This is a genomic window from Bradyrhizobium sp. AUGA SZCCT0182, from assembly GCF_018130185.1.
In the GTDB taxonomy this organism is placed as follows: Bacteria; Pseudomonadota; Alphaproteobacteria; order Rhizobiales; family Xanthobacteraceae; genus Bradyrhizobium.
Genome location: NZ_JAFCLY010000012.1, coordinates 39,154 through 65,022, shown reverse-complemented (window position 1 = coordinate 65,022; position 25,869 = coordinate 39,154). Strand labels below are relative to the sequence as shown.

Sequence of the window (25,869 nt, the reverse complement as noted above, 5' to 3'; positions counted from 1 at the left end):
GTGACCAGCCAAGCGGTCGAAACAACCGCGACAGTGCCGATAAGCCTTGTGCGCATAACAAGCCTCCCTTGCAATTTTGTAATGCGGAACTTGATTACTATCGCTCAATGTTAACGCTGCAACCGAATGAAAGGGTTTGCGGCTTGTGCGCTTTGCTACAAAAGTTTGTGACAAATTACGCTATCCGGTGGCACGAATTGCATATCCGAAGGCTGGCGCAGAGGAAGGCTGGCGAACAAAATGAGTGTGTTCAGAAGCAAGGTCGCGGCCCCGGGTGAGCGGATGCGCTGCTGGCATTCCACCGAAAGACTGATAGCGTCGGTCGGAGAGCAATCGATCCTGCTGCGGACGTAAAATGCGGGCCCTGATCATGACGAGGCCGACCGCGGAGCCTGATTCAACAGCCGCTCAAGGCCGGTTGCTTGTCGATCCGCGCCAGGGCGATATCGAGGACGATGCCTCCAGTCCCGGACAGAGATCGCTGCTGGCGATCGCCGGCAGTCTGCTGGTTGAAATCAGCCTGCCGAAACTGCTGTTTGCCTGGACCGTCTCGCTGCTGTTGCCGGCGGTGCTGCTCGGGCTCGCGCCGCTGATCGCGACGGCATGGTTCTCATCCTTGTCCGAACATGTTCTGGAACTGACCGGGATCGGCGCGTCGCTGCTGCTGGTCACGGTCATCGCGCTTGGATGGTTCGGATGGCGACCATTGTTTCGGGCCGCTGAGACAAATTTCTGGTCGCTCAATGCGCTCGCCGTCCAGCCCGGCTATGCGTTTGGGCGCGAAGCGCTGCGGCACCTGGTGGAACTGGTGTTCGGCAGGAACGCTGACGCGGCAGGGCGGGCACGGCTGCGTGCGACGAGCTCCGCTGGCGCCGGCATTGTGCTCTGCCTGTGTGCGGCGGCAGTCGCGATTTTCGTTTGGCCCTTCTCGCGGTGGATCGGTTCGGTGTCGGACCTTGTGCTTCTGCATCGGCTGATCGTTCCGACTTTGGCCAATGCGGTCATACTGGTATCGGGTTATCTCGCGTTCGCGTCGCTGGTCTGGGGCTTTGCGGATGCCAGAATGGATCAGCCGCTCGATCTTCCCGGATTCGACGACGCGCCGTCCGGTTGCCGGACCTGGCGTGTCGCGCATCTTTCGGACCTTCACGTGATTGGCGAGCGATATGGTTTCCGCATCGAGAGCGGACGTGGCGGCCCGCGCGGAAACCAGCGCTTTACGCGCCTCATGGCGCGTCTTGCGGCGATCCACGCCGCTGACCCGCTCGATCTCATCCTTGTGACCGGCGACATGACCGATGCCGGCCGCGCGACGGAATGGGCCGAATTCCTCGACGTCGTGGCGCTGCATCGTGATCTCGCGGCTCTCATGGTCATGTTGCCCGGCAATCACGATCTGAACATCGTCGACCGTGCCAATCCGGCCCGGCTCGATTTGCCGTTCAGCCCCGGCAAGCGGCTGCGGCAGATGCGGACGTTGTCGGCCATCGCAACCGTGCAGGGGGAACGTGTGTATGTCGTCGACGACGCGGGAAAGCCGGCAGCGACGCTCAACGAGGCGCTGGCGCCGTATCGCCAGCGGATCGCGGCATTCGCCGAACGCGGCGGCTTGCGCCGCGCCGCCGGACTGGTCGGGCTGTTCGACGACCTGTTTCCGATGCTGTTGCCACCCGATCGGGAAGACGGATTAGGCGTCCTGATCCTGAATTCCAACGCCGATACGCATTTTTCCTTCACCAACGCGCTCGGATTGGTCTCCGTTGAACAGATGCGCCGGCTCGCGGCGGCGCTGGGTCGTTTCCCGAAAGCGCAATGGATCGTCGCGCTGCATCATCATCTGATAGAATATCCAATGCCGGTTACGAATTTTTCCGAACGGATTGGAACCGCGCTGGTCAACGGCAGCTGGTTTGTCCGCAAACTCAGGCCTTTCGCGAAGCGGGCCGTGGTCATGCACGGCCATCGCCACATCGACTGGATCGGCGCCTGCGGTACGCTGAAGATCATCTCAGCTCCGTCGCCTGTCATGGGTGGCCCTGACGCCGAACCGACGCAGTTTCTGATCCATACGCTGGCCGCCGGTTCGAACGGGCGGCTCTGTTTGCTCCCGCCGCAGTGCGTCGAGATCGCCGGCGAGAGCGGTAGCTAGCGTTTGTCACCCCCTATTGCTTCGATCCGCCGAGCAGATCGGCTATCCAGCGGCTCGACGGATGCTGGGCACAGAAGGTGAGGATAGCGAGCGCGATCGGTACGCCGATGAAGGTTCCGAACAAGCCCCACTGAAAAGTCCAGAAAAAGATCGCGAACAACACAACCAGAGGCGAGATCGAAAGCATGCTGCCGGCAACGCGCGGCTCAATATAACTGCCGACCACAAACTGGATGATGTTGAGGCAAACGAACACGGCAAGAACGGCTTGCCAGCTCTCGAATTGTGTCATCGCCAGCAAGGTGGGAAACAGCGTTGCGATGAAGGGCCCGATGAAGGGGATGTAATTGAGCGCAAAGGCGATCACGCCCCACTCGAGCGCGAACGGCAGTCCGGTGATCCAGGCGAACAGACCGACGAGCAGGCCGGTGATGGCGCTCATCTGCGTCCGAACCAGGAGGTATTTCCGGAATTTGGCCGCGGTCGCCGCACTGCCGTCCAGCAGCACGCGCGCAACCTCAGGCTTGCCGAGCGTCTCGATCCTTCGTCTGGCGTCCTCTACCTCCAGAAGTCCCAGCACAACATAGACAAGTGCAATCACCCAGAAGCTGAGTGTGGTGTTGACGCGGCCGGTGACGAGTTGCGTTGCGCGCATCAGCCACGCGACGTTAAAATGCTCGGCCCACAGGCCGGCGACCGAGACGCCATGGCCGTCGAGCCACGTCACCATGGCGCCATAAAGCGCCTGATAGCGCACCGTATCGGCCATCAGTGATCGTCCGACCCGCCCGAAGCCCCAGGCCGCGAGCGAGGCGAAAGCGAGACAGACCACGATCGTGACGACGATGGTGACGGCTAATGCCAGCAATTTCGGCATTTTCGCCTGCAGCCGGCTCTGCAGCGGCCAGACGATTGCGATGATAAAGAGCGCCAGCGCCAGCGGCGCGAACACTGCGCTTGCTTCCTTGGCAGCGGCCGCCAACAGAACCGCTGCGATGATCCCGACCGCGATCTTCATGCGACGCCAGCTACCTTACTCTGGGATAATCACCCGCGTAACGTTGCGCTCGACCGGTGGTAGTTCTATAGAAAAACAAAATCTTTTGGGAGGCCAAAGTGCGCGCCAACCGGTTGTCCGTCAGATGGAAATTCGCTCCCCTGGCACTGCTTTGCATCGCGCTGTGCGCTGCAAGCCCCGCAATCGCCCAGAAGAAGGGCGGCACGCTGCGGCTCTATCACAACGACAATCCGCCCTCGACGTCACTCCTGGAAGAAGCGACCATCGCCTCGGTGCTGCCGTTTGCGGCGGTGTTCAATAATCTCGTGGTGTTCGATCCGGCCAAACCGCATGAGAGCATGGAGACCGTGATCCCTGATCTGGCCGAAAGCTGGTCCTGGGACGCGACCAACACCAAGCTGACCTTCAAGCTGCGGCAGGGCGTGAAGTGGCACGACGGCCAACCCTTCACGGCGAAAGACGTGCAGTGCACCTGGCGAATGCTGATCGGCAAGACCGAAACGCAGGATTTCAGGCGCAACCCGCGCAAGGTCTGGTACACCAAGCTGCAGGACGTCAGCATCAATGGCGACCATGAGGCGACGTTCGAACTGAGCGAGCCGCAGCCGAGCCTGCCGGTGCTGCTGGCGAGCGCTTTTTCAGCCGTCTATCCCTGCCACGTGCCGCAAGCTGTGATGCGGACCAAGCCGATCGGCACCGGGCCATTCAAGTTCGTCGAATTCAAGCGCGGCGAATCCATGCACGTCGTGCGCAATCCGGATTACTTCAAGAAGGATCGGCCCTATCTCGATGAAATCACGGTGCGGACGATCGACAACCGCGCCACGCGGATGCTGGCATTCGCGACCGGCGACTACGACATCACCTTTCCCTCCGATGTCAGCGTTCCCCTGCTGAAGGACATCAAGGCGCGGGCGCCGAACGCGATCTGCGAGATGACCGGCACCGGAACCCAGATCAATTTGCTGGTCAATCGCGTCAACCCGCCGTTCGACAATCCCGACATTCGCAAGGCGATGTCGCTGGCGCTCGATCGCAAGGCCTTCAACACCATCCTGATGGAAGGCAACGCGCGGCTGGGCGGGGCGATGCTGGCAAAGCCCGAGGGCGAATGGGGCATGTCTCCGGAAATGGTGTCATCGCTCATGGGCTATGGCCCTGACATCGCCAGGAACGTCGCGGAAGCGCAGGCGATCATGCAGAAGCTCGGCTACAGCGACGCCAAACCGCTGCCGATCAAGATCCAGACCCGGAACCTGCCGACCTATCGCGATCCCGCGGTGATCCTGGCCGACCAGCTCAAGAAGATTTACATCGTCGGCGAACTCGACATCCTCGATACGCCGCGATGGTATGCGCGGCTGGCGAAGAAGGATTTTACGATCGGATTGAACGTTACCGGCGTCAGCGTCGACGATCCCGACGGCAACATCGTCGAGAACTATTCATGCAAGTCCGAGCGCAACTATACCCAGTACTGCAATGCCGAGGTCGACAAGCTGCTGGCGGCACAGTCGCGCGAACTCGACAAGGAAAAGCGCAGGAAGATCGTCTGGGATATCGAGCGCATCCTGGTCGACGACGCCGCACGCCCGATCATCCTGCACTCATCGGCCGGCAATTGCTGGCAGCCTCATGTGAAGAACTTCAAGCCGCACGACAATAGTCAGTATAATAATCTGCGGTTCGAGGATGTGTGGCTGGATAAGTGACGGCCGAAAGGCCGTCATCCCCCGATGCGCAATTGCGCATCTGAGGGCGCGCTTAGCGCGAACCCGGGATCTCGAGCGACAACTTCAGTCGTCATTCCGGGGCGGCGCGAAGCGACGAGCCCGGAATCTCGCGCAACCATCTCGAGATTCCGGGTCTGGTGCTTGCGCACCATCCCGGAATGACGGAGCCCCTCACGACTGGCTCTGCCACTGCCCCGACCGGCCGCCGGCCTGTTCTACCTTGACCGCGACCGTCAGCGTCTCGTTGCCGCCGCCATAGCGGGTGCCGCGGACGGGGGCCGCGCCGAGATAATCCAGCCCGATGGCGATGCGGGCGTGGGCGTCCGTCGTGCAGATGCCGTTGGCGGCGTCGAAGCCGACCCAGCCGAGATCAGGCACGAAAGCTTCCGCCCAGGCATGGCCGGCCTGCTGGTTGACGGTGCCGTCGGAGCGCAGGAAATGCCCGGAGACAAACCGCGCCGGCACGCCGCCCGAGCGCGCGCAGGCGATGAAGATATGCGCGTAGTCCTGGCACACGCCGCGCTTCAAAGCGAAGGCCTCCGCCGCCGAGGTGCCGCTGTTGGTCGGATCCTCGTCGAACGTCATGTGCTCGTTGATCTGCACCATCAGCGCATGCAGGAAGCCGAGCACGTCGTCGCCCGATTCGGAGCGCATCTCGCGGGCAAAGGTCGCCATCGCCGGATTCACTTCGGTGAGCGCGGTGGGGCGCAGGAACAGGCTTGGCGGGAAACGCTCGTCGGTGCCGCGCAGCACGCCGCCGGTGTCGTGGGTCTCGATCAGGCCCTCGACATTGATGGTGAGGTCGGCGAGCGGCCCGTGAGTCAGTACATGCGTGACATTGCCGAACGCGTCCTGGTGCATGTCGAGCCGGGAATCGGTAGAAACGTCGATCTGCCACTCGGCGACATACTGCCCGTCATGGCTGCCGGGCGTCATCCGCAGGATCTGGATCACGCCAGAGGCGGGGGGCTCGTAGCGATAGCTGGTGGTATGGGCAATTCGCAGGCGCATGGCAGACCGTTACTTTTCTGCGTTGTCATTCCGGGGTGATGCGCAGCATCGAACCCGGAATCTCGAGATTCCGGGTCTGGTCCTTCGGACCATCCCGGAATGACGTACATCATATCAGATACTGCTTGGTGATGATCTCACCCAGCCGAGCGTTGTCCGCAATGAATTCCTGGATGAATTCATGGACGCCATGCTGGAAGATATCGTCCATATGGCTGTGTTCAAGCCGGTTGCGGACGCCGCGGGCGTGGCGCTGGGAGGCGCCCTGGCGGCCATAGGCGACGCCGATCTGGTCGAGGTTCCGCACCAGATTGCTGTAGCAGCTCGCCAGCGAGCGCGGCAGCGTGTCGTTGAGGATCAGCAAATCAGCGATCAGCCAGGGTTTCAGCGTCTCGCGGTAGACCCAGTGATAGGCCGTCAGCGCCGACACCGAGCGCAGGATCGAGGTCCACTGGTAATAATCCAGCGGACCGCCGACATGTTCCTCCTCGGGCAGCAGCACGTGATATTTCACGTCGAGAATGCGGGCGGTGTTGTCGGCGCGCTCCAGATGCAGCCCGAGACGCGAGAACCAGTAGGCGTCGTTGCGCAGCATGGTCCGGTAAGCGGAACCGTCGAAGCGCAGCGAGGTCTCCTGCACGAAGCGCAGGAATCTCGCCAGCTCTTCCCGGCTCGACGTGCCTTTACCCCAGACCTCCTGCAGCTCGATCCAGGCCGAGTTGATGGTGTCCCACATCTCACTCGTCAGTGCCGTGCGCACCGAGCGGGAATTGAGCCGGGCGGCCTCGATGCAATTCTTGATCGAGGAGGGGTTGGACGGCGAGAACGCCAGGTACTCGACGACGTTCTGTTCGTTGGCTTCCTGATAGGCCTCGTAGAAGCTGGCGCTGACGCCGGCGGTCAACAGCGCGGAATCCCATTCATTGGTCTTGCCGATATAGGCGGCGGGAAGGGCGGTCACGCGCAAGGTCGCGTCGATGGTGCGCGCGAGATATTCCGCGCGCTCGACATAGCGGGCCAGCCAGTACAGGTTTTCGGCGGTGCGCGACAGCATCTCTATTCGTCCAGAATCCAGGTGTCCTTGGTGCCGCCGCCCTGGCTCGAATTGACCACCAGGGAGCCTTCCTTCAGCGCCACGCGGGTCAGCCCGCCCGGCACGATGGTGACGTGATCGCGCCCGGTCAGCACGAACGGCCGGAGGTCGACATGGCGCGGCGCGAGGCCCGACGCGGTGCAGGTTGGGCAGGTCGACAGCGCCAGCGTCGGCTGCGCGATAAAACCCTCCGGCTCGCGCTTGAGCTTGTCGCGGAACGCCTCGATGGTCGCCTTGGTGGCGGCGGGGCCGATCAGCATGCCGTAGCCGCCCGAGCCGTGCACTTCCTTGACCACGAGATCGCCGAGATTGTCGAGCACGTAGGCGAGGTCCTTCGGCTCGCGGCAGCGCCAGGTCGGCACGTTCTTCAGGATCGGCTCTTCGCCGAGATAGAATTTCACGATGTCAGGCATGTAGGAATAAACCGCCTTGTCGTCGGCGATGCCGGTGCCGACCGCGTTGGCCAGCGTGACGTTGCCGGCCGCATAGGCCGACATCAGCCCGGGCACGCCGAGCGCGGAATCCGGGCGGAAGGTCAGGGGATCCAGGAAGTCGTCGTCGACGCGGCGGTAGATCACATCGACGCGTTTGAGGCCCTCGGTGGTGCGCATGAACACCTCGTCGTTCTTGACGATGAGGTCGCGGCCCTCGACCAGCTCGATGCCGAGCTTGTCGGCCAGGAACGAGTGCTCGTAATAGGCTGAATTGTAGACGCCGGGCGTCATCAGCGCGACCACAGGCTCGGCGGAAGCGGAGAGCGGCGCCACCGAGCGCAGCGCCGACAGCAGTTCGTCGGGGTACTTCTCCACCGGTGCGACGCGGTGGCGGGCGAACAGGTCCGGAAACAGCCGCATCATGATTTCGCGGTTTTCCAGCATGTAGGACACGCCGGACGGGGTCCGCGCATTGTCCTCCAGTACGATGAAATTGTCGGCGTCGACCCGGACGATATCGATCCCGGCGATATGGACGTAGACGTCATGGGGGACGTCCTGGCCGTTCATTTCGGGACGGAATACCGGATTCTGGAAGATCAGGTCGTCGGGGATGATGTTGGCGCGCAGGATGTCGCGGCCGTGATAGATGTCGCGCAGGAACATGTTGAGGGCGCGGACCCGCTGCTTCAGGCCCTTTTCCAGCAGCGTCCATTCCTTGGCCGACATGATCCGGGGGATCACGTCGAAGGGGATCAGCCGTTCCTGGGCTTCGGCGTCGCCATAAACGGCGAAGGTGATGCCGATCCGGCGGAACAACAGCTCCGCTTCCTGGCGGCGATATTCAAGGGCGTCCGGAGGCGTCTCCTTCAACCAGCGGGAGAGTTCCTGGTAGGCGGGCCGGAGGTCCCCGCCGGGGCCATTCATTTCATCAAACGCGACTGCCATAAATCCTGACTATCTTTCGAAGCCATGCGACACAGTGCATGACTTCACGGGATGGTAGCAAGGGCCGGGCCAGCGCGATATGCATGGGCTGGGGCATTTGGTATGGGGTTGTTTCCCCGTGCTGCCTCAAAAATCGGCTGCCGGGTGCTTATTTCGGCAGCAAAGCCCCGTGACTTCAATGCGTTGGATGCGCAAGGTCAGGGGATAAGACGAGGATTGGAAATGAGTGAGATCGTCACAGCGGGTATTCTGGTCATTGGTGACGAGATCCTGTCCGGCCGGACCAAGGACAAGAACATCGGCTTTATCGCCGAGTACCTGACCAATATCGGGATCGACCTCAAGGAAGTCCGCGTCGTTGCCGACGAGGAGGCCGACATCATCGCCGCCCTTGATGCACTGCGAAAGCGCTACGATTACGTCTTTACCACCGGTGGCATCGGGCCGACCCATGACGACATCACTGCCGACAGCGTCGCCAAGGCGTTCGGCGTCGGCATCGATCATCACCCCGAAGTGGTGGCCCGATTCCGCGAGCGCTGGACCGAACAGGATCTGAACGAGGCGCGCTTGCGCATGGCCCGTGTCCCCGATGGCGCCGAACTGATCCAGAGCGCCACCATCCTGGCCCCCGGCTTCAAGCTCGGCAATGTCATCGTGATGGCCGGTATTCCCACGATCATGCAGGCGATGATGGACATCGTCGCACCGAAGCTGAAATCGGGCGTGCGGATGCTGTCGGATTCGGTCCGGGCGAATGCGCGGGAAGGCGACATCGGCGGCCCCTTGCGCGCGATCGCGAGTGCCCATCCCGACACCATCATCGGCAGCTATCCGTTCCAGGACGAAGACAAGAAGCCGAACACCAATCTTGTGGTCCGCTCGCGCGATCCCGACAAGCTCGCCGCCGCGATGGCTGCGGTGAAGGAGATGCTGGCGGGTTTGAACACGCCGCGATAGCACCGATGATTTCGACCAGGCCAATCCGATCAGACGATCTCGAACTGGTGTGCCGGCACCGCGAACAGATGTTCCGCGAATCCGACGCGCCGGGCAGGACCGAAGCGATTTTGGAGAGTCAGACCGCGCATTTTCGACCCTAGCTGGCCAAGCACCTCGGTGACGGATCGTATTTCGGCTATATCGTCGAGGAACACGGCAAGCCTATCGCAGGAATCGGGCTGATGACCATCGAGTGGCCGCCGGGCCCCTCCCATCCGACGCAGGACAGGCGCGGCTACGTGCTCAATGTGTTTGTCGAGCCGTCGCATCGCAAACGGGGAATTGCCAAGGCGCTGATGGACCGGGCGGACCAGGAATTCGCCAGCCGAGGCGTGGCGTTCGCGATACTGCACGCCACCAAGATGGGACGGCCGCTCTACGCGCAACTGGGCTGGTCGGCGACCAGCGAGATGGCAAAGTCGCTATAGTTGAGGAGATCAAGGTGGCCAATCGTTTTGGAGCGAAGTCATGACCAGTGAAAAAGTCACTCCGCCGGAGAAGGCCTTTCCGGTGTCGTGGGATCAATTCCACCGGGATTGCCGGGCGCTGACCTGGCGACTCAATGAGGTCGGGCCGTTTCATGCCATCATTGCGATTACCCGTGGTGGGCTGGTGCCGGCCGCCATCGTTGCGCGCGAACTCGGCATTCGCATCATCGATACCGTCTGCATTGCCAGCTATGACCACACCAGACAGGGCGACCTGAAGGCTCTCAAGGGCGTTTCGGCTGATGTGGCCAAACTCGGCGGCGGTACCGGCAAGGGGCTGTTGATCGTCGACGACCTCGTCGATACCGGCAAGACCGGGCGGCTGGTGCGATCGATGATGCCGGAGGCGCATTTCGCGGCTGTTTACGCCAAGCCGCAGGGCAAGCCGCTGGTGGATACTTTCATTACCGAAGTGTCGCAGGACACCTGGATTCACTTTCCCTGGGACACCGCGCTGTCGTTCCAGCCGCCGATCCGCGACGGCGCGGGGTAACACTCTCGCCGTCATTCCGGGGCGTGCGTAAGCGCGAACCCGGAATCTCGAGATTCCGGGTCTGGTGCTGCGCACCATCCCGGAATGACGAGCCCCACGGCTTGGGGTGCGGCCAACGATCGAGCCGTCCATGCCGCTGCAAAACCGCGTCACGCCCTCAGGCGACATCGTCGCCGATCCGCACCGCGGCCTGTTCACCGGCAACCGCGGCATCATCCATCATCCCGCAACGAAAACGCTGCTGAAAAAGCGCTGGGCGAGCCCGGCGTGGATCACCTGTGTCTGCGAGTTCAGGGGATGGCGACGCAAGGTGATGGGCACGCGCAGCTGGACCGAACTGTTCTTCCTCGATGAAGCGACCGCGTTCGCGGCCGGCCATCGCCCCTGTTTCTTCTGCCGCCGCGACGACGCCAACCGTTTTCGCGCGGCGTGGGAAGAGGGTAATGGTGTCGCCAATGTCCTCGCGCGCGATATCGATGCCGTGCTGCATCGCGAGCGGTTGGATAAAAGTCGGAAGCGGCTGCATCCGCTGCCGATGCCCGTGGAGAAGCTGCCCGATGGCGCCATGGTGCAGGCGGGGGCGGAGAGTTTTCTGATCGTGCGGGGCAGGGCGCTGCAATGGTCGATGGCGGGCTATCGACAGGCGGGCCATGCGATCGAAGACGCGATGCTCCTGACGCCGCCGTCGACGCTGCGTGCGATCAGCGCTGGGTATCGGCCGGTGTTGCATCCGAGTGCGGGTGAATTGAAGGATTGAGCCGGACTCTATCCTTCGTCATGCCCGGTCTTGTGCCGGGCATCCACGTCTTTCTTCGATAGCTAAAGCAAGACGTGGATGGCCGGGTCAAGCCCGGCCATGACGGCGGTGGGGAGCAACGATTACCCCAACCGCTCCCTTGCCAGCTTTGCCCCGGCCCCCAGCGCCGCCAGCTTCGCCTCCGCGATATCCCGGCGCATCGGCGCCATGCCGCAATTGGTGGTCGCGACGATGTTGGCCTTCGGCACGAATTTCGACACGGCCTCGATCACCTTGACGACATCTTCGGGGGTTTCGACCGTGTCGTTGGCGACGTCGATCACGCCGGCCTGGACGATCTTGCCGGAGAGCAGCGCCAGCAAGTCGAGCGGCACCTTGGAATTGCGGCATTCGATCGCGACCTGCTGGATCGAGCTTTTGGCGATCGCCGGGAAAATCTCCTCGTACTGCCGCCACTCGTTGCCCAGCGTTTCCTTCCAGTCGGTGTTGGCCTTGATGCCGTAGCCGTAGCAGATGTGCACGGCGGTGGCGCAGGTCAGGCCCTGCGCGGCGCGCTCCAGCGCCTTGATGCCCCAATCCGAAACCTCGTCCATGAACACGTTGAAGGCGGGCTCGTCGAACTGGATGATATCGACGCCGTCGGCTTGCAGCGCCCGCGCTTCCTCGTTCAACAATTCGGCAAAGGCGAACGCCATCTTGACACGGTCGCCATAATGGCCGTCGGCCACCGTGTCGATGATGGTCATCGGGCCGGGCAAGGTGAATTTCAGCTTGCGTCCGGTATGGGCGCGGGCGACGCGGGCCTCATCGGCGTGGACGCGGCCTTTCAGCGTCAGCGGCGCCACCACCTGCGGCACCATCGCCTTGTAGCGATCCTTGCGGATACCCATCTCGACCTTGTGGGCGAAGTCGATGCCGTCGACCTTTTCCAGAAAGCCGTGGACGAAATGCTGGCGGGCCTGCTCGCCCTCGGTGACGATATCGATGCCGGAATCCTCCTGCAGCTTCACCGCCAGCATGGTGGCGTCGCGCTTGGCGCGGGCGAGTTCATCGCCCTTGGATTTCCAGGGCGCCCATAGCGTGTTCGGCTCGGCCAGCCATTCCGGCTTCGGAAGTGAGCCTGCGATCGTCGTTGGAAACAGCATGGGAGCCTCCCGGGTGGTTCTGATTGAGCGCCTGTCTGCCATGTCTTATGATGTCAGTACAGAACAACAAAAGTCGCCATTACCGGGAATAATTCGAAAATCCCGGAGGCTGGGGGAGCCATGATCGACCTGCATTACGCGCCGACGCCGAATGGCTGGAAAATCTCGATCATGCTGGAGGAACTCGGGCTTCCCTATGCCGTGATCCCGGTCAACATCCGCGCCGGCGAGCAATTCAAGCCGGAATTCCTCACGATCAGTCCCAACAACCGCATTCCGGCCATCGTCGACCATGCGCCGGCCGACGGCGGCGCGCCGTTCTCGGTGTTCGAGACCGGCGCGATCCTGATTTATCTGGCGGAAAAGACCGGCCGCTTCTTGCCCACAGACGTGCGCGGCCGCTCTCACGCGGTGCAGTGGGTGATGTGGCAAATGAGTGGGCTCGGGCCGATGCTCGGCCAGCACGGGCATTTCGCGCTTTATGCGCAGGAAAAGATCCCATACGCGATCGAGCGCTACCGTGATGAGGCGGCGCGGCTTTACCGGGTGCTCGACACCCAACTGGGCAAGACTGGGGCCTATATCGCGGGCGAATATTCGATCGCCGACATCGCCTGCTTCCCCTGGACCATGACCCACAAGGCACAGGGCTTTACGCTCGACGATTATCCCAACATCAAGCGCTGGTACGCCGTCGTGCGCGCCCGGCCGCAGGTGCAGGCGGGATTGGCGATCGGCAAGTTCGTCAAAGAACCGTTCGATGAGGAGGCGCGCAGGAACATGTTCGGCGCGAAGGCGAAGGAGCTTTCGAAGTGAAGCTCAAGTGCGCAACGAAAGGTTGCATATTTGTTAATCGAATGCTGAAATCTGACGTTCCCGCTTAGTCGCGACTTAATCCGCTGCCCCTACGGTGCTTTCCAAAAGGGGCTGCCTGATGTTCAAATTCGATGGCTGCATTGATCGTGGAAAGTTTCTCCGCGCGGCGGCGCTCAGAATAGCGCTGTTTATCGCCAGCATCGTGGCTTTCCCGTTTTTGCTGGCGAGCGTGGCATCGCTGTCCGGCTGCGCGAGGGTCGGCGGCGCCTGCGGCGCGGTCGGGCTTGTCGCATCAATGGCGTTCAAGCCACTCGCATACATCCTGTTCGTCTTTTCGCTGATCGGAATATCCGTCTGCCGGACTCGTGATGCCGCGCTTGCCCGGTGCGCTCGGAGTTTTCATCCCGTTGTTGTTCACGGCCAATTATACATTCTTCGTCTATGCGGGTGCGCCCTGGTCCTTCGCATTCTCGTCAGGCGTACTGTTTCAGACTTTTCCGCGCACCGCGCTTCTCGGGCTTTATTGTATCGCGATCCTGTGCGTATTGCCGTCGCGCTATCGCGATGAAACCGCGAATCCGTTTGGAGCGATGGGCTTGGCGGCCTTTGCGCTGGGGGTGCTGGTCGCGGTCAATACTGCGCTTACACTCACCGTCGCATTTGTCGGCATGCAGCCCGGGGTAATACAGATTGCTCGGATGCTGCGTAACGTCGAATGGGCCATGCCATATGCAATGGTAGCCCTTGCCGCCGTTCTCGCCTGGATCGTCTGGCAATACCGCGAACCGCCGGATCATGTTGCTGAATCGCTGGCCCCCACGAGCGCCGCCGCTTCCTACCCGCCGGTGCCGGTCGGGCTTCTGTTGCTGTTTGCTCTTGTGCCCACGCTCGTCGTCTGCGTTGTCATCATCGGCAAGGATGCTCCGATGTTGGTGCCGCTGACTCTGGTCGCCAATCTGAGCTCGATGGTGCTTCCAACGCTGGCGGTCTATTTTTTTCTGATCCTGGGTGCGTGGCTCGTCGCCACGAGACGAACACCCGTTTCGTTCGCGGTGCTCGGGTTGGCGTTATTGCCCTTCGTGCACTGGGGTTACGCCCATTGGACGGCAAACCAGGACCATCGGCGCGAAGCCGCTGAAATCGCGACCATTCCGACCAAACCTGCGCCGCGTGTGCCGGCTACGATCGTGTTCGAATCCCGGCATACGGAGGGAATCCGCGGCGTCTGGAAGGTGCCTGCCATCGAACGCACGGTCGCAAAGGGTGCCTATGGCCGCGAGCTGGTTCAATTCGAGCGCAATCCCCGACCCAACGCCGAGCGACAGACATCGGTGGCGAGCCTGCCTGACGAATACCTGCTGCTCAAGGTCGGTCAGTCGAGCAGCTTTGCGAAAGCGCGGCAAATCTATTCCGCCGCCGGCGGTCCACTCGAACTCAGATTCGTCAGTTCATCGCGTGATGATCTGATTGCGATCTGGTACCAGGCCTTTAATCCCGGTCCGGCCGCGCTGCCATTGCTGACGTCCTCCGGCTGGTATCGCGGCCCGAACAGCGTGAGCTCGGGCGATATCGACGTCAAGGTCAGCGAATTTCTCGCCACCGCGCTGAAGGTGCGGGGCTAGCCGGCGCCGGCCGAACCGGTGTCGGATCGGCCGTCCATCGGAGGCGGCTCCAATTCCAAAGTCTGATTTTTAATACTATAAACGCCGCGACCAAAGGCGCCGCGGCGAATGCAGGCGTCCACAAAAGGAAACGCCATGATCGAATTCTTCTTCGACTGTTCCAGTCCCTGGACCTATCTCGCCTTCCATAACATCCAGCCACTTGCCAAAGAGCTCGGTGTCGAGATTTCGTGGCGGCCGATCCTGGTCGGCGGCATCTTCAACACGGTCAATCCCAGCGTTTACGCCCAGCGCGAGACGCCGGTGCCGCTGAAGGCGCGCTACATGAAAAAGGATCTTGACGACTGGGCGCGCTCGGCGGGGCTTGCGATCAAGATGCCGCCGACGGTGTTTCCGGTGAACAGCGTCAAGGCGATGCGCGGCTGCATCTGGCTGGGCAAAGAATCTGAAAAGCACATGGTGCCATTCGCGCGCGCCGTGTTCGAGACCTATTGGGGCGGCGACAAGGACATTTCGCAGGATTCGGTATTGACGGAAGTCTGCAAGAGCGTCGGCGTCGATCACGTCAAGTTCTTTGCCGGCATTGGCGAGCAGGCGATCAAGGATCAGCTCAAGGCCAACACCGACGAAGTAATGGCGCGCGGCGGCTTTGGTTCGCCGACCATCTTCGTTGGCAAGACCGACATGTACTTTGGCAACGACCGTATGCCGCTGATCCGCGAAGCCGTGCTGCGCCTGCAAGAGAAGGCTGCCTGATGCCGAAAGCCGTCGTCTGCCGCGAGCTGGGTCCGCCCGAGAGCCTGCGTCTCGAAACGTTCGAATCGGCACCGCTGGCGCCAGGGCAGGTGCGTGTCGCGATCCGCGCCGCCGGGATCAATTTTCCCGATGTTTTGATGGCCGCAGGTCAATACCAGCTCAAGCCGCCATTGCCGTTCACGCCGGGTGTCGAAGCCGCGGGCGACGTCGTCGAGGTCAACGAGGCCGCAGGCGTAACGATCGGCGACAAGGTGATCGTCAAGATGCGCCACGGCGCCTATTGCGACGAGGCCGTGGCCACGCCGTCGCAACTCGTGCCGCTGCCATCGACCTTCGACTATGCGGAAGGCGCGACCTTTCTGGCCGGCCACGGCACGGCGTACCACGCGCTGATCGATCGCGGGCAGATTCAGCCGGGTGAAGTGCTGCTCGTGCATGGCGCCGGCGGCGGCGTCGGCCTGGCTGCGGTCGAGATCGGCAAGATGCTGGGGGCCACCGTGATCGCGACGGCCTCGAGCGACGAAAAACTTGCGATCGCCAAAGCGAGGGGCGCCGAACATCTGGTGCGCTACGACCAGGAACCGTTTCGCGACGCGGTCAAGCGCATCACCGACGGGCGCGGCGCGGATGTCGTGTTTGACCCCGTCGGCGGCGAGGTGTTCGAGAACTCGATGCGCTGCATCAACTGGGGCGCACGGCTCTTGATCATCGGGTTCACCGGCGGCATCGGGCTCGCCAAAACCAATCTCTTGATGATCAAGGGCGCGAGCGTGCTCGGCGTGCGCGCCGGCGAGGCGGTGCGGAAAAATCCTGTTCTCGGCGAGGTCAGGATCAAGGCGCTGACGGAGTGGGCCGAAGCCGGAAAAATCCGCCCCAACATTTCGCACCGCCTGCCGCTGGAAGACTACGCCCAAGCGATGCGGCTGTTGATCGATCGCAAGGCAATCGGCCGCGTTGCGCTGACGATGAGGTGACCTTGTCGTCCCGGCCTTGAGCCGGGACCCATACCCCGTGATCTATCGAGGAAGCAAAACGGCAGACGCTGTTCGCAAAACTAAAGCCGGTGGCTATGGGTCCCGGCTCAAGGCCGGGACGACGTGGAGAGAGTTGCGCCTCGCTAGTTCTGCCGCCCACTTAGTGAAATTTCCCTTCCCTCAGAAACGCAATGGTCTGCGCAATCGCCACACGATTCCCGGGCAGCCAGGGATGCGACGTGCCGATCACAACATGATCGGCCATCCCGTCGAGTTTGGTATTCTCCACCGATACCCTGCCGTCATGCGGCTTCGGCAGGAACAATGAGGATGTCGGATCGATCGACTTGTTTCCCGCGATGATGCCGACGGGATAATCGACCGGTGGAAACAGCGCGCCGGTTGCTGCATCGCGCCTTGTCACGAGTTGCACGCCGGCGGGCCCGAACCAGGCGCGATAGAGCGAATTGTTCCTCAGGCGATCGGCGATCTCGCTGCCGCCATTGGGCGTGCCGAGCATCACGACGCGGCCGAGACGCTCAGGCCGATATCTGGAAAGGTAGACGCGCACGAGCAGGCCGCCCATCGAATGGCTGACGAAATGAAGCTGGCCTGTGATCCCATCGGCTAACCGTGTGACGGCGGGGTGGATGTGCTCAGCCAGCGCTTCGAGCGCGTGATGGCGGCTGGGATAGTCGATGTTCAGAGTGGCGAAATCGGCGGCCTCGAGCGCGGTCTGCATTTTCCGGAATGACAGGGCCGTCCTGCTGATGCCGTGCAGCAGGACGACGCCGTCTTGAACATCAGTTATTTCGCGATCTGTCATTCCGGGATGGTCCGAAGGACCAGACCCGGAATCTCGAGATCCCGGGTCTGGTGCTAACGCACCATCCCGGGATGACGGCTTCGCCGTCACTTATATTCCCGCTCGTCCCACCACGGGTAATAGTCGGGCATGTCCGTTGAAACCTTGTTCTTGAATTGCGCGGGGCGCTTTTCCAAAAACGAAACCACGCCTTCCTTCACATCGTCCGAACGGCCGCGGGCGTAGATGCCGCGGCTGTCGACCTTGTGGGCTTCCATCGGATCGTCGGCGCCCATCATGCGCCACATCATCTGGCGGATCAGCGCCACCGAAACTGGTGCTGTCTTGGCGGCGATTTCCTTGGCGAGCGCGCGGGCGGTCGGCAGCAAATCATCCGGCGGCACCACCTTGCTGACGAGGCGGCCGGCGAGCGCTTCCTGCGCCGGGAATACGCGGCCGGTGTAGCACCATTCCAGTGCCTGGGCGATGCCGACAAGGCGCGGCAGGAACCAGCTCGAGGCGGCCTCGGGCACGATGCCGCGCTGGGAGAACACAAAGCCGAAGCGCGCGGCTTCAGAAGCGATGCGGATATCCATCGCGAGCTGCATGGTGACGCCAATGCCGACCGCGGGACCATTCACCGCCGCGATCACGGGTTTTAAGCATTTGAAGATGCGCAGCGTCACCTGTCCGCCGCCGTCGCGCACCTGCGGATCGCTGTAATCGACAGTGCCATCCGCAAGCCGCTTCACCGGCCCGCGCCGCGCGTCGCGATCGAACGTATTGGCGCCGGAAGAAAGATCAGCGCCGGCGCAGAAGCCGCGACCGGCACCGGTCACGATGATGGCCCTGACATTGTCGTCCTTGTCGGCCGCGTCGAAGGCGTCGATCAATTCCTGCTGCATGGTGCCGTTGAAGGCGTTGAGCTTGTCGGGCCGGTTCAAGGTGATGGTGAGAATCTGCTCGGCGACCTCGTACTTGATGGTCTCGTACGCCATGGGGTTTCCTCTGCTGTATCTTTGTTTGGTGATTTGTACCCGTCATTCCGGGGCGTCGCAAAGCGGCGAACCCGGAATCTCGAGATTCCGGGCTCGTTGCTGCGCAACGCCCCGGAATGACGGAGAAAACTACTTCTTCGGCGGGGCCGGCCACGGCTTTTGCGGGCCGCGCAGGCCCTCGAACGCCTTGGCCATGCCGAGCACGCCGAGATCGTCGAAACGCCGGCCGACGATCTGCACGCCGATCGGAAAGCCCTTCTTGTCGTAGCCGCCATTGATCGAGACCGCCGGGTTCTCCGACATATTCCACGGCACGGTATAGGCGATGTGCTCGAACGGTTTCGTGGGATCATTGACCGGGGAGGCGAACTCGGCCGGGAAGTTCACCACCGGCGACACCGGAGAAACTACGTAATCGAGATCGCAGAACAGCTTTGCCGCGGCGGTGCGGATCGCCATGGTGGCGTTGAAGCCCCGGATGACATCAAGGCCTGAGAGCTTCGCGCCGGCCTCTGCCCATTGAAGGATGTAAGGCAACGTCTTGGCGCGCTCCTCCGGCGTCAGCCTGGAAATATCGTCCCAGCTTCGCGCGCGAAAGAAATTGTCGATCCCGTCGAGCATCTCACGCGTCAATATGCCGTCGATTTCGGTAACGACCGCGCCGGCGGATTCGAACGCCTTGGCGGCCTTGACTGCGACCTCGCGCACTTCCTTCTCCAGCGGCTGGCCGGTGCCGGCATCGAGCATCAACCCGATCCGCACTTTGCGCGGCGATTTGTCGAGCCCCTTCCAGTTGATCTCATGCGCGGGCAGGCTCATGCCGTCGCGCCGGTCCGGCCGCGACAGCACGCTCATCATCAGCGCCGCATCGTCGACGGTGCGGGTCATCGGCCCCGCGACGCGGCCGACATAGAACGGCTCCATCGGAACGCGCCCGAGGCTGGGCTTCAGCCCGACCAGGCCGCACCAGCAGGCCGGCAGCCGCACAGAGCCGCCGATATCCGTTCCGAGATGCAGCGGACCGTAACCGGCCGCGCCGGTGGCGCCGGCGCCGGAAGAGGATCCGCCGGGGTTCTTGCTGAGGTCCCAGGGATTGCGGGTGAGGGGATGGAAGCTCGAAAGGCCCGACGACAGCATGCCGTAATCCGGCATCGTCGTTTTGGAGAAGATGATGGAGCCGGCTTCGCGCAGCCGTGCGGCCGGCGGCGCGTCCTTCGGTGAGGGCACCAGCTTGACGCTGGCAGCGCCGAGCGGCACCGGCTGGTCCTTGGTCGCGATATTGTCCTTGATCGTCACCGGCACGCCGTCGAGCGTGCCGACCGGCTCGCCCTTCTGCCAGCGTTCGGTCGAGGCTTTGGCGACGGCGCGCGCGCCTTCGGGATCGAGCAGATAGAGCGCCTTGATGTGCGGCTCCCACGCCGCCACATGCGCCAGGACTTCCTCCAGCACTTCCGACGGCGAGAACTGCTTGGCGCGATAGCCGGCGAGAAGGTCGACGGCGCTGAGATCGTGCAGCGACGTGACCTCTTCTTCTTTTTTGGTTTTATGCATGGGCATCTAACCTACTGGCATACGGGTCTCGATGATGCGCGCGAACATGCTGGCGCCGATCGGCAGTATCTTGTCGTCGAGGACGTAACCGGGATTGTGCACCGGCACCGAGCCTTCATGGCCGACCCAGAAATAGGCGCCGGGCACCGCCTGCATCATGTCGGCGAAATCCTCGCTGCCCATTTTCGGCTCGGTGCGGGTGATCACCTTGTCCGGGTCGACCACCGTACGCGCCACCGCCTCAACGATCCGCGACTGCTCTTCCTGGTTCACCAGCACGCTGAAGGTGTCGCGGATGTCGGCAGTGATCTCGCACTGGAACGCCGCAGCGATGCCGGCGCAGATCGCGCGCATGCGCTCGCGGATCAGTGCGCGCACGCCGTCATCGAAAGCGCGGACGGTGCCGCACAGCTTGGCCTGGCCGGGAATGACGTTGTAGGCCGAGCCGGCATGGATCTGCGTGATCGACAGCACCGCAGGGTGATGCGGAGGGACGTTGCGGCTGACGACGGTCTGCAGCGCCTGCGCCAGCGTGGTCGCGATGATCACGGCATCCTTGGAGCGTTCCGGCATCGCGCCATGGGCGCCGTAGCCGTCGATCGTGATGTCGAAGAAATCGGCGCCCGCCATCGCCGGGCCCGGCAGGATCGCGATCTCGCCATGGTTCAGGTCAGGCGCATTGTGCAGGCCGTAGACCTCGTCGCAGGGAAATTTCTGGAACAGGCCGTCCTTGATCATGGCGCGAGCGCCACCGAGACCTTCTTCGGCGGGCTGGAAGATGAAATGCACGGTGCCGTCGAAATTCCTGGTCTCGGCGAGATAGCGCGCGGTGCCGAGCAGCATGGTGGTGTGGCCGTCATGGCCGCAGCCGTGGAAGCGGCCGGGAATGGTCGAGCGCCAGCGCAGATTGGTGTTCTCTTCCATCGGCAGAGCGTCCATGTCGGCGCGCAGGCCGATCTTCATGCCGCTGTTGCCCTTGCCCTTGAGCACGCCGACGACGCCGGTGCCGCCAAGGCCGCGATGCACCTCGATGCCCCATTGCGTCAGCTTGTCGGCGACGATGCCTGAGGTGCGGACCTCCTCGAAGCCGATCTCGGGATGCGCATGAAGATCGCGCCTGATCGCGGTGAGTTCTTCGGCATAGCCGTCGATGCGTTCGATGGTGGGCATGTCTGTTTATCCGGTTACGGTTGAACGAGATTTGGCTGGACTAGCAAAAGCAGGGCCGTTCGGCTTGATGCGGATACCCGGACGCAGCCGCGTCCAGGGCAGGGTGGCGGTATCGGCCGGCATCGCGCCGGGCGCGGCGCAGATCAGGAGTTTTTCGGCGATCGGCTCAAAGTCGGCGCGGAAGTGCACCGAACTCTTGTTGACCAGGATCGCCTGTTCGGTCGGCTCAATCCCGACATAGCGGTACATCGCCTGGTCGGCGAGCTGCGCCTTGTAGGAACTTACGACTACACGGACATCGCCGATGCGCAGGCACGCCGACGGTCCCATGTCCATGTCGCGGCCGCCATAATAGGGGCCGGACGCCACGAACTTGCCGTCCGACAGTTTTTCGACGACGAACGTTTCCTGATACGGCGCGTCGCCCGGGATGCCGGACTTGCCGCCGAGCGACAGCGTCACGGTGGCGCCGACGCCCGCGGCATGCGCGGCCCTGGCTGACTCCGGATCATAGATCACGCCGGTCGCCGCTCGCATCGCCTTGTTGCGGACCAGCGCACGCAGCATGCCTGTCGTGTCGGAATCGCCGCCGGCGCCGGGATTGTCCTGGGTGTCGGCGATGACGATCGGCTTGCTGGCGTTCTTCGCCAGCTCCATGGCGTGCCGCACGCCATCGTCGGGCGAATAGATGCGGCCGTCGAAATCGTCCTCATGGCTCTCGATCAGCGCTACCAGTTTGTCGGCGGCTGCATCCGCATCGGTCTGCGTCGCGCCGTAGGCGAATACGCTGGGACCACAATCCCTGAAATCGGCGGCCGGAAATCCGGGCGCGAATGACAGCGTCGGAACTGAAGCGCTCTCCATCGCCGCCAGTTTTTCATAAATGCCCTTGGTCGGCTGGTCGTTGGTGCATTGCCAGCTGATCGGAATCAGGAACGGCAATTGCCGGAAGGCTTTTGCGTAGCGCGCCTTCGTCTTGAGCATCAGCGCCAGATGCTTTGCGCAGGCCCGGCCGGTGTCGGCCATGTCGACGTGCGGGTAGGTGCGGTAGGCGATGAGCGCGTCCGCATGTTCCATCATCTCGGGCGAGACGTTGGCATGGAGGTCGAGGCTGACGACCAGCGGCAGGTCCTTGCCGATCACCTTGCGCACCCGGGCAAGCGTTTCGCCTTCGCCGTCGTCGTAATGCTCGGTGACCATGGCGCCGTGCAGGTCGAGATAGACGGCATCGATCGGCCCCGCGCTCGCGATGCCGTCGACCATTTCCTTCATGATGCGTTCGAAGGCATCCTTGGTGACATGGGCTGATGGAACAGCGGCCGCCGAGATCGTCGGCACCAGCTCCCAGCCATTGGCCTCGGCGGCTTCGACAAAGCCGGCAAGGCCGATATTGACCTTGCGCATCACCTTGAGCACGTCGGCGCCATGCGCCATCGACGGCCAGCCGCCACCATGAACGAAATCGTCATAGGTTGCCTTGGTCGGCGCGAACGTGTTGGTCTCGTGCAGAAAGGCACCAACGGCAATGCGGGTCATCAAGTTTTCTCACCGGTGCACTCGTTGGGGGACGTTAAGCGTGTCATTGCGCCAAGCGCAAGCCGTGGAGCAATTCCGTTTTGCATGCCGCCCCATGCGTCATTGCGAGCGAAGCGACTTGTCCGCCGTAGCTCAACGAGCGAAGGCGGAAGCAATCCATGCAGCGGCTTGCGCCGTTAGGCATTGCCTGGGAGCGTTGCTCCCATGCGCAAACGCTCTGCGTTTGCCGCAGGCAATGATGGGGAGAGATGCCTGGCACTCACGTCAATGTCGCCAGCAACCCCGCCATCAAGCGGCCGCGCTCGGCGAGACTGTCGACTTCGATATGTTCGTTGAGCGTATGCGCGTCGGCACCGCGAACGCCCAGGCCATCGAGGGTTGGGATGCCCATCGCGCCAGTAAAGTTGCCGTCGGAGCCGCCGCCGGCGCTGGCGTGCGGCAGCTCGACGCCCAGGCTGCGGGCCACGTTGCGCGCCTGTTCGTAGAGCGCCATCGTGCCGGCGTCAGGCTCCCACACCGGCCGGGTCACGCCGCGGGTGACTTTGAACGTGACGTCATTGCTGGTCCCGGAAAGCGCGAGCATGCGCTCGACGCCGCGATCGAGATCTGCCTGCCGCTTGGCCATGCTGAGCGCCTCGCCGGTGCAGGTGGTGGCGACGCAGTTCACCCACTGGCCACCATGCACGATGCCGACCGAAAAAGTGCAATCTTCAGTCGTCATGGCATCGATGGCGATAATCTGGCGTGCCATCTCGCGGATCGCGGAACGGCCGGATGAGAGCGTGGCGCCGGCATGGCTCGGCTTGCCGATCGCTTCGAGATTGAACCGGGCAATCGCATATCGTCCGGTGACCACGCCGTTGTTGGCGCGACCCGGCTCCGGCACCAGCACATATTTGTTGCGGGCGGCTTCGGCCTCGATGATGTCGCGGGTCGATGGCGTGCCGACCTCTTCGTCCGGCGTGAACAGTACCGTGATCGGCAGCGGCGTCGTGAACGATGTACGCGCCAGTTGCCGGATCGCCTCCAGGCTGAGGTAGTTGCCGCCCTTCATGTCGAATATGCCCGGGCCGTAGCATTTGTTGCCCTCGCGCCGCCACGCCAGCTTTTGCAGCGTGCCGACGGGATGGACGGTATCGAGATGACCCGCGATCAGGATGCCGGGTTCGCCCTGCTTCGGGTGGGGAAAGCGCGCGCGGACGCAGCCGGCAAAGCCCTGCCGCCCGGCGATGCGTTCGATGGTCGCACCCATGATGGCCATCTCCCGCGCTGCAAGATCAAGCATGCGGTCGACCGCGCCGGCGTCCCAGGTGGGGCTTTCGCATTCGACCCAGGTCCGCAGCCCCTGCAGCATGGTCTCGGAATCAAAGGGAAGGTTGGCAGGATTCATCTGGATTCTCCCGGTTCGGCCGGAATGTTTGGGCTCGGTGCCGATCGGTCCGTACGAGAGGGACCGGCAGGGATTTTGTAAAGGGAAAATATCCCGCCGTCAGACTTTCGCCGCAGCGGATCGGGGAATGGGAATTCTGGCATCATTCTTGATTGTAGATATTTGTGAAGGCGTGCTGGCGGAGCCGGATAGGGCCGTCCAGCGGCCAGCGCAAGCCAGGCGCGGATGAGGGCTATCCCGACTTCCACCTGAACGCCGGCGTCATCCGTATCGTCGGACCAAAAGGGTGTTGTGAAGCTCAAGATCGACCCTATAGTCCGGTCAGAAACCGGGCAGGGGGCCCGAACAAGAAAAAGCGTTCGGGCGCCGAGCGACAATGGAGGTGAAGGAATGAATGCGTTCAGAAAAACAATTCTGGCTGCGACTTGCGTCGGCAGCCTGATGACGGTGGCGGCGCCAGCGTTGGCCCAGACTACCTTGCGCGCCGTCATGCACTCGGATCTGAAGATCCTGGATCCGATCTGGACCACGGCCTACATCGTCCGCAACCATGGCTACATGATTTACGACACGCTTCTCGCGCAGGATGAAAAGGGCGAGATCAAGCCGCAGATGGTCGAGAAGTACGAAGCCGCGGCGGACGGCAAAAGTTACACCTTCACGCTGCGCGACGGACTGCTGTGGCACGACGGCAAGCCGGTGACGTCGGAAGACTGCATCGCTTCGATCAAGCGCTGGGCAGTCAAGGACTCGCTCGGTCAGAAGATGATGACCTTCGTCGACTCCATCGACGCGGTCGATGCCAAAACTTTCACCATCAAGCTCAAGGAACCGACAGGCCTCGTGCTGCTCGGCCTGTCAAAGCCCTCGTCCAACGTGCCGTTCATGATGCCCAAACGCGTCGCCGAAACGGACGCCAACAAGCAGATCGAGGATTTCACCGGCTCCGGCCCGTTCGTCTTCGTCAAGGATGAATGGAAGCCGGGCGATAAGACCGTCTACATCAAGTTCGATAAGTACAAGCCGCGCACCGAGCCTGCATCGGGTCTTGCCGGCGGCAAGGTCGTCAAGGTGGACCGCGTCGAGTGGCGCGCCATTTCCGACGCGCAGCAGGCGGTCAACGCGCTGCAAAAAGGTGAGATCGACTACATCGAGCAACCCAGCCATGATCTCCTTGGTACCCTGAAGAAGGATGCCAACGTCGCGATCGTCCAGGTACCGCAGATCAAGGCGCAGTACGTCTTTCGCCCCAACCACCTGCACAAGCCGTTCGACAACCCGAAAATCCGCCAGGCGCTGTGGTACGCCTTCAATCAGGAAGACTTCCTGATGGCGACCATCGGTGACGAGAACTACATCAAGGCTTGCAAGGCGCTGTTCGTCTGCGACACCCAGTTCGGGACGACCAATGGAACGGATGCCATTCTCAACTCGAACGCCAAGAAGTCGCAGGAGCTCTTGAAGGAAGCGGGCTATGACGGCACGCCCGTCCTGCTGATGCACTCCACCGACCTGAAGGCTCTGACCAACCTCGCGCCAGTGGCGAAATCACTGATGGAGAAAGGCGGCTTCAAGGTCGACATGCAGTCGATGGACTGGCAGACCCTCGTTGCGCGCCGCGCCAAGAAGGATCCACCGAGCGCCGGTGGCTGGAACGCCTTCCTGACGGCCTGGGTCGTGGCCGACGTGATGAACCCGGTCTCTGCCGCCTATGTGAATTCGGGGTGCGACAAGGCTTCGTTCGGATGGCCCTGCGACCCGGAAATGGAGAAGCTGCGCGACGATTTCGCTCGAACAACCGATCTGGCAAAGCAGAAACAGATCGCGGAAGCGGTGCAGAAGCGTAATATCGAGATCACGGCCATGATCCCGGTCGGTGAGTATGTCCAGCCGATTGCCATTCGCAAGAACGTCAAGGGGCTGTTGATGGCGCCGGTCCCGGTGCATTGGAACATCGAAGTCACCAAGTGATGTGCAAGT

Annotated in this window: 23 protein-coding genes; 11 read left to right on the top strand and 12 right to left on the bottom strand. The window is 62.4% G+C overall.

Annotated features, from left to right (window positions below; translation table 11 throughout):
- The first annotated feature begins 370 nt into the window (after positions 1–370).
- Positions 371–2,149 carry a metallophosphoesterase gene (locus JQ611_RS15205; protein ID WP_212465886.1) on the top strand — a complete coding sequence of 593 codons (1,779 nt, stop codon included), beginning with the start codon at positions 371–373 and terminating at the stop codon, positions 2,147–2,149.
- 13 nt (positions 2,150–2,162) lie between these two features.
- On the opposite strand, the gene JQ611_RS15200 is transcribed toward JQ611_RS15205, so the two are convergent.
- Positions 2,163–3,167: an AI-2E family transporter gene (locus JQ611_RS15200; RefSeq protein WP_212265876.1), complete on the bottom strand. Its 1,005-nt coding sequence runs from the start codon at positions 3,165–3,167 to the stop codon at positions 2,163–2,165.
- A 98-nt stretch (positions 3,168–3,265) separates the two neighbouring features.
- On the opposite strand from JQ611_RS15200, the gene JQ611_RS15195 reads away from it, so the two are divergent.
- Complete coding sequence (locus JQ611_RS15195; RefSeq protein ID WP_312010910.1) at positions 3,266–4,879, top strand: ABC transporter substrate-binding protein; 1,614 nt, start codon at positions 3,266–3,268, stop codon at positions 4,877–4,879.
- Positions 4,880–5,071: 192 nt separating this feature from the next.
- On the opposite strand, the gene JQ611_RS15190 is transcribed toward JQ611_RS15195, so the two are convergent.
- The 3 genes from JQ611_RS15190 to JQ611_RS15180 form a co-directional block, all read right to left on the bottom strand.
- Positions 5,072–5,911: a transglutaminase family protein gene (locus tag JQ611_RS15190; RefSeq protein ID WP_212265875.1), complete on the bottom strand. Its 840-nt coding sequence runs from the start codon at positions 5,909–5,911 to the stop codon at positions 5,072–5,074.
- Between the two features lie 109 nt (positions 5,912–6,020).
- Positions 6,021–6,965, bottom strand: a complete 945-nt coding sequence (locus JQ611_RS15185) for an alpha-E domain-containing protein (RefSeq protein ID WP_212265874.1) — start codon at positions 6,963–6,965, stop codon at positions 6,021–6,023.
- A gap of 2 nt (positions 6,966–6,967) precedes the next feature.
- On the bottom strand, positions 6,968–8,386 hold the full coding sequence (locus tag JQ611_RS15180; RefSeq protein ID WP_192734058.1) for a circularly permuted type 2 ATP-grasp protein: 1,419 nt from the start codon (positions 8,384–8,386) through the stop codon (positions 6,968–6,970).
- A 222-nt stretch (positions 8,387–8,608) separates the two neighbouring features.
- Between JQ611_RS15180 and JQ611_RS15175 the strand changes: the two genes are divergently transcribed.
- From JQ611_RS15175 to JQ611_RS15160, 4 genes are all read left to right on the top strand, one after another.
- Entirely contained in the window at positions 8,609–9,346 is a 738-nt protein-coding gene (locus tag JQ611_RS15175) for a molybdopterin-binding protein (RefSeq protein ID WP_211996254.1), read from the top strand.
- Positions 9,347–9,489: 143 nt separating this feature from the next.
- The gene (locus JQ611_RS15170; RefSeq protein ID WP_212465936.1) at positions 9,490–9,816 is read left to right on the top strand and encodes a GNAT family N-acetyltransferase; all 327 of its coding nucleotides are present in this window, start codon (positions 9,490–9,492) and stop codon (positions 9,814–9,816) included.
- Positions 9,817–9,856: 40 nt separating this feature from the next.
- On the top strand, positions 9,857–10,369 hold the full coding sequence (gene gpt / locus JQ611_RS15165) for a xanthine phosphoribosyltransferase (RefSeq protein ID WP_212265872.1): 513 nt from the start codon (positions 9,857–9,859) through the stop codon (positions 10,367–10,369).
- 130 nt (positions 10,370–10,499) lie between these two features.
- Complete coding sequence (locus JQ611_RS15160; protein ID WP_212465885.1) at positions 10,500–11,126, top strand: hypothetical protein; 627 nt, start codon at positions 10,500–10,502, stop codon at positions 11,124–11,126.
- 122 nt (positions 11,127–11,248) lie between these two features.
- Here JQ611_RS15160 and JQ611_RS15155 read toward each other — a convergent pair whose 3' ends face one another.
- Positions 11,249–12,271 carry a methionine synthase gene (locus JQ611_RS15155; protein ID WP_212465884.1) on the bottom strand — a complete coding sequence of 341 codons (1,023 nt, stop codon included), beginning with the start codon at positions 12,269–12,271 and terminating at the stop codon, positions 11,249–11,251.
- Between the two features lie 120 nt (positions 12,272–12,391).
- On the opposite strand from JQ611_RS15155, the gene JQ611_RS15150 reads away from it, so the two are divergent.
- Positions 12,392–13,087: a glutathione S-transferase N-terminal domain-containing protein gene (locus JQ611_RS15150; RefSeq protein WP_212465883.1), complete on the top strand. Its 696-nt coding sequence runs from the start codon at positions 12,392–12,394 to the stop codon at positions 13,085–13,087.
- Between the two features lie 75 nt (positions 13,088–13,162).
- On the opposite strand, the gene JQ611_RS15145 is transcribed toward JQ611_RS15150, so the two are convergent.
- Positions 13,163–13,393, bottom strand: coding sequence for a hypothetical protein (locus JQ611_RS15145; protein WP_212465882.1), 231 nt, complete (start codon positions 13,391–13,393; stop codon positions 13,163–13,165).
- 62 nt (positions 13,394–13,455) lie between these two features.
- On the opposite strand from JQ611_RS15145, the gene JQ611_RS15140 reads away from it, so the two are divergent.
- The 3 genes from JQ611_RS15140 (at position 13,456) to JQ611_RS15130 (ending at position 16,439) form a co-directional block, all read left to right on the top strand.
- Positions 13,456–14,709 carry a hypothetical protein gene (locus JQ611_RS15140; protein WP_212465881.1) on the top strand — a complete coding sequence of 418 codons (1,254 nt, stop codon included), beginning with the start codon at positions 13,456–13,458 and terminating at the stop codon, positions 14,707–14,709.
- Positions 14,710–14,844: 135 nt separating this feature from the next.
- Positions 14,845–15,465 (top strand): 2-hydroxychromene-2-carboxylate isomerase, encoded by a 621-nt coding sequence (locus JQ611_RS15135; RefSeq protein ID WP_212465880.1) that lies wholly within the window; start codon positions 14,845–14,847, stop codon positions 15,463–15,465.
- A complete protein-coding gene (locus tag JQ611_RS15130; protein WP_212465879.1) occupies positions 15,465–16,439 on the top strand; it encodes an NADPH:quinone oxidoreductase family protein in 975 nt (324 codons plus the stop codon). The genes JQ611_RS15135 and JQ611_RS15130 overlap by 1 nt, the downstream gene beginning before the upstream one ends.
- A gap of 160 nt (positions 16,440–16,599) precedes the next feature.
- Here JQ611_RS15130 and JQ611_RS15125 read toward each other — a convergent pair whose 3' ends face one another.
- From JQ611_RS15125 to JQ611_RS15100, 6 genes are all read right to left on the bottom strand, one after another.
- A complete protein-coding gene (locus JQ611_RS15125; RefSeq protein WP_212465878.1) occupies positions 16,600–17,265 on the bottom strand; it encodes a triacylglycerol lipase in 666 nt (221 codons plus the stop codon).
- 86 nt (positions 17,266–17,351) lie between these two features.
- On the bottom strand, positions 17,352–18,242 hold the full coding sequence (locus tag JQ611_RS15120) for a crotonase/enoyl-CoA hydratase family protein (RefSeq protein ID WP_212465877.1): 891 nt from the start codon (positions 18,240–18,242) through the stop codon (positions 17,352–17,354).
- Positions 18,243–18,371: 129 nt separating this feature from the next.
- Positions 18,372–19,793 (bottom strand): amidase, encoded by a 1,422-nt coding sequence (locus tag JQ611_RS15115; RefSeq protein WP_212465876.1) that lies wholly within the window; start codon positions 19,791–19,793, stop codon positions 18,372–18,374.
- 6 nt (positions 19,794–19,799) lie between these two features.
- Entirely contained in the window at positions 19,800–20,963 is a 1,164-nt protein-coding gene (locus tag JQ611_RS15110; protein WP_212465875.1) for a M20 aminoacylase family protein, read from the bottom strand.
- A 6-nt stretch (positions 20,964–20,969) separates the two neighbouring features.
- Positions 20,970–22,499, bottom strand: a complete 1,530-nt coding sequence (locus JQ611_RS15105) for a M81 family metallopeptidase (RefSeq protein WP_212465874.1) — start codon at positions 22,497–22,499, stop codon at positions 20,970–20,972.
- Between the two features lie 259 nt (positions 22,500–22,758).
- Positions 22,759–23,889, bottom strand: coding sequence for a M20/M25/M40 family metallo-hydrolase (locus tag JQ611_RS15100; RefSeq protein ID WP_212386880.1), 1,131 nt, complete (start codon positions 23,887–23,889; stop codon positions 22,759–22,761).
- A 390-nt stretch (positions 23,890–24,279) separates the two neighbouring features.
- Between JQ611_RS15100 and JQ611_RS15095 the strand changes: the two genes are divergently transcribed.
- Positions 24,280–25,860: an ABC transporter substrate-binding protein gene (locus JQ611_RS15095; protein WP_212465873.1), complete on the top strand. Its 1,581-nt coding sequence runs from the start codon at positions 24,280–24,282 to the stop codon at positions 25,858–25,860.
- Positions 25,861–25,869: the final 9 nt, after the last annotated feature.

Coding starts and splice junctions, on each gene's coding strand:
- JQ611_RS15190 (WP_212265875.1), bottom strand. CDS start 5,911: ATGCGCCTGCGAATTGCCCATACCACCAGCTATCGCTACGAGCCCCCC.
- JQ611_RS15105 (WP_212465874.1), bottom strand. CDS start 22,499: ATGACCCGCATTGCCGTTGGTGCCTTTCTGCACGAGACCAACACGTTC.
- JQ611_RS15140 (WP_212465881.1), top strand. CDS start 13,456: ATGCCGCGCTTGCCCGGTGCGCTCGGAGTTTTCATCCCGTTGTTGTTC.
- JQ611_RS15130 (WP_212465879.1), top strand. CDS start 15,465: ATGCCGAAAGCCGTCGTCTGCCGCGAGCTGGGTCCGCCCGAGAGCCTG.
- JQ611_RS15150 (WP_212465883.1), top strand. CDS start 12,392: ATGATCGACCTGCATTACGCGCCGACGCCGAATGGCTGGAAAATCTCG.
- JQ611_RS15185 (WP_212265874.1), bottom strand. CDS start 6,965: ATGCTGTCGCGCACCGCCGAAAACCTGTACTGGCTGGCCCGCTATGTC.
- JQ611_RS15120 (WP_212465877.1), bottom strand. CDS start 18,242: ATGGCGTACGAGACCATCAAGTACGAGGTCGCCGAGCAGATTCTCACC.
- JQ611_RS15180 (WP_192734058.1), bottom strand. CDS start 8,386: ATGGCAGTCGCGTTTGATGAAATGAATGGCCCCGGCGGGGACCTCCGG.
- JQ611_RS15095 (WP_212465873.1), top strand. CDS start 24,280: ATGAATGCGTTCAGAAAAACAATTCTGGCTGCGACTTGCGTCGGCAGC.
- JQ611_RS15110 (WP_212465875.1), bottom strand. CDS start 20,963: ATGCCCACCATCGAACGCATCGACGGCTATGCCGAAGAACTCACCGCG.
- JQ611_RS15115 (WP_212465876.1), bottom strand. CDS start 19,793: ATGCATAAAACCAAAAAAGAAGAAGAGGTCACGTCGCTGCACGATCTC.
- JQ611_RS15125 (WP_212465878.1), bottom strand. CDS start 17,265: ATGACAGATCGCGAAATAACTGATGTTCAAGACGGCGTCGTCCTGCTG.
- JQ611_RS15100 (WP_212386880.1), bottom strand. CDS start 23,889: ATGAATCCTGCCAACCTTCCCTTTGATTCCGAGACCATGCTGCAGGGG.
- JQ611_RS15160 (WP_212465885.1), top strand. CDS start 10,500: ATGCCGCTGCAAAACCGCGTCACGCCCTCAGGCGACATCGTCGCCGAT.
- JQ611_RS15205 (WP_212465886.1), top strand. CDS start 371: ATGACGAGGCCGACCGCGGAGCCTGATTCAACAGCCGCTCAAGGCCGG.
- JQ611_RS15175 (WP_211996254.1), top strand. CDS start 8,609: ATGAGTGAGATCGTCACAGCGGGTATTCTGGTCATTGGTGACGAGATC.
- JQ611_RS15200 (WP_212265876.1), bottom strand. CDS start 3,167: ATGAAGATCGCGGTCGGGATCATCGCAGCGGTTCTGTTGGCGGCCGCT.
- gpt (WP_212265872.1), top strand. CDS start 9,857: ATGACCAGTGAAAAAGTCACTCCGCCGGAGAAGGCCTTTCCGGTGTCG.
- JQ611_RS15155 (WP_212465884.1), bottom strand. CDS start 12,271: ATGCTGTTTCCAACGACGATCGCAGGCTCACTTCCGAAGCCGGAATGG.
- JQ611_RS15135 (WP_212465880.1), top strand. CDS start 14,845: ATGATCGAATTCTTCTTCGACTGTTCCAGTCCCTGGACCTATCTCGCC.